The 9,607-nt window shown below is 54.9% G+C and carries 16 protein-coding genes and 1 pseudogene; 9 read left to right on the top strand and 8 right to left on the bottom strand.

Going from position 1 to position 9,607, the window contains the following annotated elements; genetic code table 11:
* The first annotated feature begins 131 nt into the window (after window positions 1-131).
* From HZ993_RS12150 to HZ993_RS25075, 7 genes are all read left to right on the top strand, one after another.
* Window positions 132-479, top strand: coding sequence for a hypothetical protein (locus tag HZ993_RS12150; protein ID WP_209398181.1), 348 nt, complete (start codon window positions 132-134; stop codon window positions 477-479).
* Window positions 480-521: 42 nt separating this feature from the next.
* Window positions 522-782, top strand: coding sequence for a hypothetical protein (locus HZ993_RS12145; RefSeq protein ID WP_209398179.1), 261 nt, complete (start codon window positions 522-524; stop codon window positions 780-782).
* A gap of 157 nt (window positions 783-939) precedes the next feature.
* Entirely contained in the window at window positions 940-1,386 is a 447-nt protein-coding gene (locus HZ993_RS24550) for a hypothetical protein (RefSeq protein ID WP_245214029.1), read from the top strand.
* Window positions 1,311-1,715, top strand: coding sequence for a phytanoyl-CoA dioxygenase family protein (locus HZ993_RS12140; RefSeq protein WP_245213979.1), 405 nt, complete (start codon window positions 1,311-1,313; stop codon window positions 1,713-1,715). The genes HZ993_RS24550 and HZ993_RS12140 overlap by 76 nt, the downstream gene beginning before the upstream one ends.
* A gap of 102 nt (window positions 1,716-1,817) precedes the next feature.
* A complete protein-coding gene (locus HZ993_RS24545) occupies window positions 1,818-2,177 on the top strand; it encodes a hypothetical protein (RefSeq protein WP_245213935.1) in 360 nt (119 codons plus the stop codon).
* 115 nt (window positions 2,178-2,292) lie between these two features.
* Entirely contained in the window at window positions 2,293-2,697 is a 405-nt protein-coding gene (locus HZ993_RS24540; RefSeq protein ID WP_245213934.1) for a hypothetical protein, read from the top strand.
* A 290-nt stretch (window positions 2,698-2,987) separates the two neighbouring features.
* On the top strand, window positions 2,988-3,335 hold the full coding sequence (locus HZ993_RS25075; protein WP_371816991.1) for a phytanoyl-CoA dioxygenase family protein: 348 nt from the start codon (window positions 2,988-2,990) through the stop codon (window positions 3,333-3,335).
* Between the two features lie 347 nt (window positions 3,336-3,682).
* Here the strand turns inward: HZ993_RS25075 and HZ993_RS12125 are convergent, their stop codons facing one another.
* From HZ993_RS12125 to HZ993_RS12105, 5 genes are all read right to left on the bottom strand, one after another.
* Window positions 3,683-4,102: a glycosyltransferase family 2 protein gene (locus tag HZ993_RS12125; RefSeq protein ID WP_209398173.1), complete on the bottom strand. Its 420-nt coding sequence runs from the start codon at window positions 4,100-4,102 to the stop codon at window positions 3,683-3,685.
* Between the two features lie 472 nt (window positions 4,103-4,574).
* Complete coding sequence (locus HZ993_RS12120; RefSeq protein WP_209398171.1) at window positions 4,575-4,745, bottom strand: hypothetical protein; 171 nt, start codon at window positions 4,743-4,745, stop codon at window positions 4,575-4,577.
* A 71-nt stretch (window positions 4,746-4,816) separates the two neighbouring features.
* Window positions 4,817-5,170, bottom strand: coding sequence for a glycosyltransferase (locus tag HZ993_RS12115; RefSeq protein ID WP_209398170.1), 354 nt, complete (start codon window positions 5,168-5,170; stop codon window positions 4,817-4,819).
* 11 nt (window positions 5,171-5,181) lie between these two features.
* Window positions 5,182-5,685 carry a hypothetical protein gene (locus tag HZ993_RS12110; protein WP_209398169.1) on the bottom strand — a complete coding sequence of 168 codons (504 nt, stop codon included), beginning with the start codon at window positions 5,683-5,685 and terminating at the stop codon, window positions 5,182-5,184.
* Between the two features lie 82 nt (window positions 5,686-5,767).
* The gene (locus HZ993_RS12105) at window positions 5,768-6,409 is read right to left on the bottom strand and encodes a glycosyltransferase family 2 protein (RefSeq protein ID WP_209398168.1); all 642 of its coding nucleotides are present in this window, start codon (window positions 6,407-6,409) and stop codon (window positions 5,768-5,770) included.
* A 379-nt stretch (window positions 6,410-6,788) separates the two neighbouring features.
* On the opposite strand from HZ993_RS12105, the pseudogene HZ993_RS25070 reads away from it, so the two are divergent.
* Both HZ993_RS25070 and HZ993_RS25065 read left to right on the top strand, forming a co-directional pair.
* Window positions 6,789-7,124 (top strand): annotated as a pseudogene (locus HZ993_RS25070) (GDP-mannose 4,6-dehydratase); the annotation flags it as partial.
* Complete coding sequence (locus HZ993_RS25065; RefSeq protein ID WP_209398167.1) at window positions 7,115-7,396, top strand: NAD-dependent epimerase/dehydratase family protein; 282 nt, start codon at window positions 7,115-7,117, stop codon at window positions 7,394-7,396. The pseudogene HZ993_RS25070 and the gene HZ993_RS25065, both read left to right, overlap by 10 nt.
* A 511-nt stretch (window positions 7,397-7,907) precedes the next feature.
* On the opposite strand, the gene HZ993_RS12090 is transcribed toward HZ993_RS25065, so the two are convergent.
* The 3 genes from HZ993_RS12090 to HZ993_RS12080 are packed head-to-tail and all read right to left on the bottom strand — an operon-like array spanning window position 7,908 to window position 9,540.
* Window positions 7,908-8,828 (bottom strand): glycosyltransferase family 2 protein, encoded by a 921-nt coding sequence (locus HZ993_RS12090; RefSeq protein ID WP_209398166.1) that lies wholly within the window; start codon window positions 8,826-8,828, stop codon window positions 7,908-7,910.
* Window positions 8,825-9,250: a class I SAM-dependent methyltransferase gene (locus HZ993_RS12085; protein ID WP_245213978.1), complete on the bottom strand. Its 426-nt coding sequence runs from the start codon at window positions 9,248-9,250 to the stop codon at window positions 8,825-8,827. Before HZ993_RS12085 ends, HZ993_RS12090 begins: the two co-directional genes overlap by 4 nt.
* Window positions 9,211-9,540, bottom strand: coding sequence for a hypothetical protein (locus HZ993_RS12080; protein WP_209398163.1), 330 nt, complete (start codon window positions 9,538-9,540; stop codon window positions 9,211-9,213). Before HZ993_RS12080 ends, HZ993_RS12085 begins: the two co-directional genes overlap by 40 nt.
* Window positions 9,541-9,607: the final 67 nt, after the last annotated feature.

Genomic DNA, 9,607 nt, shown 5'->3' with positions numbered 1-9,607 from the left:
CATCACCCTTGCGGAGGGAACCTTCATTGCGATGGCCGCCGCGATAACGACCGACACTGAGCGGAGCGTACAAGGGCAACCCCGCGACCAAGATGACAATTCCGAGCACCAAGATTAAATTTGACTGAATCATGAACCAACCATCCGCGCGCCCGTTTGTCCCGCTTGAAGAACTTGTTGCATCGAAGACTTTGCAATCGGTCGATTCATTTGTCCTGGACGACTACGTATATACATCTACGATTCGCGGCATTGAGCTTAGTTGGCTCTGCCTTTCCCGTCGATTGCTTTGGATGGCAACAGGCCATGAGCACATTGAACCTGAGCTTCTCAATTGGATAGACGCGATGCCGCCCAGGTCTGTCATGTATGACATAGGTGCCAGCAATGGAATCTTCTCGGTGTATGCCGCCGCGAAAGGGGTTGATGTTTATGCGTTTGAACCCGACCCATCCAACTACTTCCTGCTCTCTTTATAACAACTACCTGAATTCCTCAAAGGGCAAAGCGGGTATCAAGGGGTGCATGAATTTCGCAATATCCAGCGAGATGGAAATTGGCACCATGAATATCCGAAAATGGAACTCGGTGGCCATGAAAAGATACTGGACAAGAGTGTCGACGTATTTGGCCACGCGTTTGCCCCGGCACATACACATGCCGTGGTCAAGTACAAAATGGACGACCTGCCAAGCATTCTCAAATCGGCGAGCCCTACGCATATCAAGATTGATGTGGATGGAGCGGAGATCGAGGTATTGACTGGGGCAGCGACGTTTTGAAATCCGCCCAATCCGTTTTCATTGAGTTGACAGACGCTGCGCCAGGGCCACAAGCCCACGACATGTTGCTTGCAATTGGTTTTCATCTGATTTCCAAGCACCAAGTGCAAAATTACGAAGGTCTACACAATTGCATCTATGAAAAGGGAACCGTGTGATGAGCGATGTAAACAGCAATGCGCGTAAACCAGAAGACTACTTGGAGAGCATCAGGCGAGACGGTTATGTGTTGATTAAGCAGGCGGTGCCGCTTGACACAGTCAATGATTTGTTGGCCTACGTCAATAGTTTTGAGTACTCCAGCGAACAGCAGACCAAGATTGACTCTAATTTGCAGCGTTTGAACGGCTACGGGAGCACGGTCTACAACGTGGTAGCCAAGAGGCCCGAGGTTTTGCGGCTCTTCATTCGTGGTGTTGCGGGCGAACTGCTCAAGGGAATGCTGAACGACAAGTATTACCACTCCTGGATCCATCCTTGCCGAATTACATTTTGCGTGCCGCGCATTTCCGCAGTTCGACAGGAGCCATGCCGTACCACATTGATTCGTTCATCCCGTACGGCGGAGACTACAGTTCAGTGGTGCAATGCATGCTGTTCTTGAACCACTCGACCAGCCAGAATGGTTGCACATTGGCGGTACCTGGCTCTCACAAATCAGCCGCCTATGCGCCACAGGGATTCAATCCGCAGGCCGTTGCAATCGAAGCCGAACCCGGGGATATGGTCGTCGTGGATAGCCGGATATGGCACGCCACCCTCGCGAACGAGGCAAACACCAGCCGATGGGCCTTGATCGCCACTTTCTGCCGGTGGTATATCAAACAAAGCTATGACTATCCACGTGTTCTTTCACGTGCGGTATTTGATGGGTTGAAAGACGACGAAAAGTGGTTTTGGGTACTGCTCAACAGTGCCACTGGACGAATTTGAAAAACAGAGCTGAAGACCGGCTTGGATAAAGCCAAACCTTACCAATGACGGGAATACACTGGAAGAAGAGGGACAGATTTTCGAGGGCGATCGTACGCTGCCATGGTCGCAATCCCATGCGCAGATACCCACGGTTGCTACTTTCAGGCCCGGTGTAATATCGGTTTTTATAGCAGCCGCGACACGCACAACCTCAGCCGGATCGGTCGATTAGATGTCGATGCCAAGGACCCAAGCAAGATCATGGCACGCCACGATGCGCCAGTCATGGAATTAGGCGAGCCGGGCACCTTTGATGATTCGGGAATGATGCCTTCATCGATTGTGAAGGTAGGCGACCGCATCTTCCTGTATTACATCGGCTGGAACGTGCGCAATACCGTCCCTTATCACAACTCGGTTGGCTTGGCCGTCAGTGATGATGGGGCATCTCTTTCCAGCGCGCATTTGACGGACCGGTGATGGACCGGACCATGGATGAGCCGTTCTTTTGCGGCACCAGCTGCGTGCGGGTCGAGAACGGCCTCTGGCGAAACTGGTACATGTGTTGCACGGGCTGGGAAAGTGTTGAGGGCGGATGGAGCCGCGCTATCACCTCAAATATGCTGAATCCAGTGATGGTATCCATTGGCAACGCAATGGCGTGATCGCTATCGACTATGGTTCATCGGATGAGGGTGGTGTCGTGCGGGCGAGCGTCTGCAAGGATGGAGATCTGTACCGGATGTGGTTCAGCTATCGATCCCTGGCCGGTTATAGAACGAAGCCTGGCAGCAGCTACCGGATAGGATACGCGGAGTCGGTTGATGGAATTACCTGGATTCGGTTGGATGAACAAGCAGGAATCGATGTGAGTGAGGAGGGTTGGGACTCCTTCATGCTGGCTTATCCTGAGGTCATCGATATTGAAAATAACCGACTCATGTTTTACAACGGTAACGGATTCGGATTAACCGGCATTGGCTACGCAATTGCGGAGTGAAGCCTTCTCAATCGCGTCACATAACACTTGAGAGAACCTATGGACAGTGAGTTAACGCAATTCAGAGAGATGGCTTCTACGTTGCCCGAAACCTGCTGGATGTGGAGGCTGTTGATTTTGCTTTGCAGTCCATATCCCGATCGTTTAGTGATCAGTTGCCTCAGCAACTGAAAGTTGCTGAGGCTGATTGCTTCGCGAACATGCAGGCGCTCTTCAATTTTGATCTGGAGAGATATAAAAGACGGCTGCAGCCATTTGGCGAAAACATGATGTTTATCAGTTGATGCATCATGGCGCGATCACGGGTTTTGATGGAGAAATTCGGATTCCGTGATTTGTTTTGCCGGGAGGGCAAGTGGTCTTCATCATGGCGCAAGAGCTCGCCATACCGGAGGCTACTTTGGCCTTGCCCCCACCAAGACTATTGGTCCGTTCAAGGCAGTTTGGACGGTGTTGTTGTCTGGATGCCATTGGTCGATGTGGACAAGGAAAACTTTCCTTTAGAAGTAATACCGCAGAGCCATTTGAAGGCGTTTTGCCACTTAGTGATCCACGTTTCAATCTCCGGAAATCAGGGCGACCAATTCCAGGAAATCGACTTTTCCGGTCGAAGTAAAGGGGTGATGTCGTATTCATGACATTGTTTACGGCGCACAGAAGTTCCTGAAGGGGACGACGGGGCGATGCAGGGTGGCCCTGTCGACACGCTTCGACAATGGCGGTGAGTCGACCTACATTGATCGAAGCTATCCAACCGCGTATATGCGGAAAGTGCACCGCGAGCCCATGATTGAAGGGTTTCCGTCCAGAGAAATGGTGGAGTCCACGTTTCGACCTTAACGCTGTTTCTCCTTTATCTGTAGCTCACCCACACTCCATTTTCGATGAGGCCATCGCCTTCCGTCAAAGAAGGCCATATCCAAGCTGACCAGCGTTTCGTTTTGGCGCAGCAGTAAAGTATCTCCGCTCTCCGCTCTCCGCTATGTCAACAGACAGCATCAATCAGGAAGCGAAAAATCCGCCGCAGTAGCGTCGAGCAAGGGTGGTAGGCCGGGTCTTGCAGCAACCAGTTGGCGTATTGGTGCCCATACCGACTCATGAAGATTTGGCGTTTGCAAGGCCTTCTGTGTGGTCGACGGATGACTGTAGTCATCGGATGTGCTCCACGCGGCGTCAGGGCACCAATCATGCGCAGTCCCATTTCACGCAGTCGAAGACACCATGCCGCAGCGCCCGCTGGGCTTATGCCCAGGTCTGCGTCAAAGCCGCCGTGGGTTATGAAGACTTCCTTGCGTAGCACCACACAGTCCATGGCCACGGCAGACAACTCCTGTGCCAGAAACCCTCGGCCCATGTAGCCGTGGTTGCCCACGGAAGTCCAGGGTGCAAAGTGGAAGCGATGCATGCCTGGTTCAAGACCAGTCCGCCGGAAACCAGGCCACCCGACGGGGCGCGTACTGTGCCACTCGCGGCACCGGTTCTGGCTTCCAGCGCATAGCCCACCAGCTCAGTCAATGAGGCTGGACTGGACGGTTTCATTCCAGCTCGAACTAATGCAACCAGCGTTCCCTGTGTAGCTGAAACAGCGGAGTTGATCGCCCGTGCATTGTCGGGGCTACTCAACACCTCAGCGATGTTGAACGTAGCATCTGTAGTCCAAGTCGGTCTTTCGCCCGAGGTGGCCTGGTCTTCTGAATGCACCAATACGACACTCAAGCGGAGGTGCGGACTGCTGATATCTCGCACACAACGGTAGTTCAGGCTGGGCATACGCTCGGCTTTTGCCGAACTGCCGATGCGATTGAGGTGGTCTTGCAGCGCACGTTGTGCAGCATCCAGTGCGTAGGGCTTGATTCGATATTGAGAGCGGTGCTACTCTATCGCCCGCCAATGGTAGAGCACCCGGGAATGTGGACGATCTGTGAGTCCTTGATTCGTTCGATGCAGCGCAGCGCAAGGTCGTAGTCTTGTGAACCCTCCAGCCCCAGCCGGAAACCACCCACATCGCGAACCAGTTGCGTACGGTACACACCTAAGTGGCTGATCATGTTATGGCCAAGAAACAGGGTGTAGTTCCAGTCCGATTTGAAGTAGGCGTCAAAGCGCTCGCCCTGAGCATCTAACTTGTCCTCATCTGGTAGATCACCTGAACATCTGGCGTGCGAACGGTGGCCTCTGCCACCCAGTACAGTGCATCGGGCGGCAAAACATCGTCGTTGTCCATCAGGGCAATAAACTCACCGTTCGCCAAGGCCAAGGCGCTGTTGGATGCCTGGGAAATGTGGCCATTGGTCTCTCGGCGCACCGCCCTGATGCGTTTGTCAGAAAGTACCAGACGCTGAAGCAATAACCAGACCTCCGGGTTGGTGGACGCGTCGTCGGCAATACACAGCTCCCAATGCGGATAGATTTGCCGCTTGATGGAATTAATGGCCGCATCCAACAAATCCAACGGCGGGTTGTAGACCGGCATCACAATCGATATCAGTGGCCGGTGGCTCCAGCTTGAAGCCGTGGCGCCCAGTTGTGCCAAGCTGCTTTCGGGAATTGTGCCGTGCGTGCGTGCCCAGTTTCTATAGACGTCACCTTGGGAGGGATTGCCGACCGGTTGATGCTGGAGACGGCGACTGACGCCGGATGGCCCTCTTGCAGCAATAGTTTTAGAATCCGCAAAACGCGACCCCATAGGCGGCTAAAGAGGATTGCTTTGGCTTGTGTACTGATCCAGCGCAATGGACTGGTCATGCGCCAGAATCTGCTGTTGAGCACCGCCAGTCGAATGCCCTCACTGCGTTTTAGCTCTGCTGTCGTCCTAATGAGACTTTGGGACAGTGACTCGCCTATCTGCTGCAATTGCTCGATACTGGCCGTTTGCTCGGTGATGCAAGACGCCTGGTCTGCGATGAATGCGTTCTGTTCAGTAATGGTGCATTGGTGCGCCGCCAGTGATTGCTGGGTCGTGGCCAACGATCGTTGGGCGGCGATCAATTGTTCATGTAGAGCGTTGAAACGAGTCTCAATTCAGGGTGTGTCCACACGCGCTGCATGATCAGAGCGATCTGTTGCTGGGTCAGTAGGGTTCCCACTTCTCGTAGATCCGACGTGTTGCAGCGCCCTCGGGCCCAGCATCGGTGTGCACGCCCGAGCTCTCATGGATGCGGTAAACAGCGCTGACACCTGGCAGGTGAACCATGGGAGCGAGATTTGCAATCTGGAGCCAGAAGTCCCAGTCCTCCAGTCGGTCCAGTGTTTCGTCAAAGTGACAGCCTTGCGCCAGTACGGTGGATCGAAACAATACGGCATGGATGGGTGTCAGATTGCCTGCTATTTGGCGGATCGGGTCAAACGGTAGGTCGAACGTCTGCCCTAAGGGCTTGCCCTCGGCGTCGACCAGTCCAATGCCGGTATACACCGCCTGGGTTTGCGGCAGCCTATTCAATACTTCGGCTAGACGGGCGACATGGCCCGGCATCATCCAGTCATCGTCATCCAGAAAAATCAAAAATTCGCCCCGGGCCGCAACCATGGCGCGGTTGGCGGCGGCACTGCGCAACACGGGTTGATCGGTGGGCACCAGGCGCAGTGGAAACTTGCCGCAATGGTTTCCTAACGCCCTGTGGTCTGGCCGCACAGCCAATACCACCACTTCAATATTGGGGTATGTTTGTATAGCGACGGATTCCAGTGCCTGCGTCAGAAGCGCGCGGTCCATACTGCGGATCAGAATGGAAACCAAGGGGTCGGGCTTGTCCCCGGCCCCTTGGGGCTGGCAGTAGGGGGAGGTCGGATTCCAATGGGGTGCTGCGGTTGAGTGATCAAGGGCGCCGTGGACTGCAGGGCGGTACAGTCGTCAATGATAACGAATGCCCTGCACAGCGAAAGGGTATTTGTTGTGCTATTAAAAATATAGCAATAAATATAACAATCAGTACTATAGGCTCTTTTGCAAAGAGCCTTCTGAGAAAGCCGGTGGCCATCAGGTTCCCGTTGGAAAGGGATGTAGTGTCAAAAATAGTTTCGCGGGAGCAAGGCTTCTGGTATGGCAGGCGTGTGTTAGTGACGGGGCATACCGGCTTTAAAGGCAGCTGGTTGTGCTACTGGCTGCATTTGCTGGGTGCGCACGTCACGGGTTATGCGCAAGCCCCAGCGACTGCACCCCATCTCTTTGGCCTGCTTGGCTTGTCAGAACTGGTCGATTCACACCCGGGGATATCATCGAAAGTCAGGCATTGCGCCGGGTCATGGCGGAATCCCAGCCGGAGGTGGTGTTTCACTTGGCTGCGCAGGCGCAAGTCGTACCGTCTTACGCCCGGCCGCAGGATTCGTTTTCCACCAATGTAATGGGTACCGTGGCTGTGTTGGAGGCGGTCCGGCACAGTGCGGGCATACGGGTGTGCGTGGTCGTGACCAGCGACAAATGTTATGCCCAGCCGGGGTCGGGCCTGCCTTTTCTGAATCAGATCCTCTGGGTGGTAATGATCCCTACAGTGCCAGCAAGGCGGCTGCGGAATTGGCGGTGGCAGCATACCGTCAGACTTACTTCGGTGGTGACGCAGCCTGCAGCATTGCAACCGCGCGGGCAGGCAATGCGCTGGGTGGTGGGGACTGGTCTGGGCACAGGCTTATGCCCAATAGCATGAGGGCCTTGGTGGCAGGCGAACCCATTCGGTTGGCGCAGCCGCATGCTGTACGGCCCTGACAGTATGTGCTGGAGCCTTTATCCGGGTACCTGAGTCTGGCGGAACACCAGTATGCCCATCCACGGACCTATGCTGAGTCGTGGAATTTCGGGCCTGACGTCAAAAGGCCAGTCTCCGTGCACGAACTGGCGCAACTAACCATTGTTGAGTGGGGCGGGGTTCGATTGTGTTGAACGATCCCGAGCAGGGATACCGAGAAGAGCCCAATTTGTGTATATCCATAGCCAAGGCACAACATCGCCTGGCGTGGCAACCTGCCTTTGACTTGGCCCAGACTGTACGCGCCACAGTGCATTGTTACCGCGCCCTCTATGGCGCCATGGTGGGGTCTTGCAGCCTCGTGCAGCAGGTGCGAACGCAATGTGCATCTGATATTGCGGCGTACACGCGGGCTGCACGTGCCAAAGGTATTACCTGGGCTGTCCGCAATACTCTGAATATTACAGGCGTGGCAGACTGACAAAGCGCTTCAAAAAGGGTACCAACGGGCAAAGCGCTGGGGATTGGCCATCAGCGTAAAGCCAGCGCCCGTTTGGCGGCGGTGCGTCCCGGCGGTAGGCGTTGCAGTGCGTTGAATCGGTGCATCAGCGCTAAAGACATGGTGCATTGCTCCCAACGCTGGTGTGGCAAGTGCCGCAAGTATTCAGCTTTGGCGCTGGCATAAAACGGGGCGCAATGATCTCCCGTACGTAGAAGCGCACCAGGTGCGGATCGTCCGTAATCTGCCAGTAATTTCTCGGCAAATATTTCCCGACTGGTCCACATGCGTTCAGAGAAGGAACTGCTGGAAGCATGTCGGCGGTAGCGAACCAGTGATTCGGGGAAGAATACGTTCAGCCATCCCGCACGAAACAGGCGCAGGAACAAATCGTCGTCTTCATAACCCGACAGGCGTTCGTCAAATCCGCCGATGGCTTCAAATGCCTCGCGGCGTACCACCGCAGCCGATGGAAAAATGAACATGTCCGACGACAACATATTGATCAGGTTGGTCTTGGGGTGCTCCACATGCGGATTGAAACTGCGCAGGTTGCGTTGGGACACCTGGCGGCCCTGGGCGTCAATTTCGTCCAGATCGCTGTAGGCCCAGCCTACCCAGGCGTCGGCCTCCATGGGTGCAACCAGTTTTTCCAGATGGGTGGGAAACCATATGTCGTCATGGTCCAGGAATGCCAGGTACTTGCCTTTGGCTTGCGCCGCCGCCAGGTTGCGGGCTGCGGACTGGCGTTTGTTGTTTTGGGTCAGAACAATTTTGGGGAAAGGCGTTTGCGTGCTGGCAAGGTATTCCAGTGAACCATCGGTAGAGCCGTCGTCAATCAGGAACAATTCCATGGGTTGCAGGGTTTGCGACACCACGCTGCCAATGGAGTCCTTCAGGTATTGCACGCCGTTGTACACCGGCAGAATGGCAGAAACAGTTGCTTGGCTCATGCAGCGCGCCGTTGCACCAGGCCGCAGCATCCAACTGTGCCAACGTATGCAAAATTGGTGTTGTGCTCTAACCATTCGCAAACGCCATTGAAGACACCATAAACCGCGGGTTCGTTCACATTTCTGGCATCGTTGAAGTCATGGAAAACAGCAAGCCCTCCTGGCATCAACAAATGTTCCAGAGCCGTGCAGGCCTCCCGGGTGGCCGCCAAACGATGGTCGTGGTCAACAAAAGCCATCCCAAACTGCCGGTTTTGGCCCATGAGTTCTGGCAGACGCTCCGATGCCGAACCGGCCAGACCCTCAAAGAAGCGCTCCAGCTGGGCGGTCCGAATGGTGCCCAGGCTGGTTTGTTGGAAGCCGGGATCGATTTCTATGGACGCTACCCGGAATGGCGCCCGGATTTGTGTATGGCTCGGCACAGTATGCTGGTGGAAAGACCCCACGCGCTGCCGAGTTCCAGAACATTACCCTGTGCGAAGTATGCGAGTTCGTAGAGCAGCAAGGCATCGTCGCGTCGCAGAAAACCTTGCACATCTCCGCGAATCAAGGCACCGTCAACCGGCAGATGGGCTATTGCCTCATGGTCTGCGTCAATCCATGGCTCAAGGCGCGGGTAGATGGGCGTGTAGACAGGGTACTCGGCACCCAAGCCCTGCATGGCGGGCAGTGACTTGGTAGGTAGCGCGGGCAGTGAGTTTATGGCGTGCACAAGGTTCCGTCCTGTGTGTCAGGTTCTGGCAGCCGACTCTGTGTCGACTGCAGGATTAATGTAGCAG

It is taken from the genome of Rhodoferax sp. AJA081-3, assembly GCF_017798165.1.
Lineage (GTDB): Bacteria > Pseudomonadota > Gammaproteobacteria > Burkholderiales > Burkholderiaceae_C > Allorhodoferax.
Note: the sequence above shows the minus strand (reverse complement) of the source record. Positions and strands in the feature narration are given on the sequence as shown.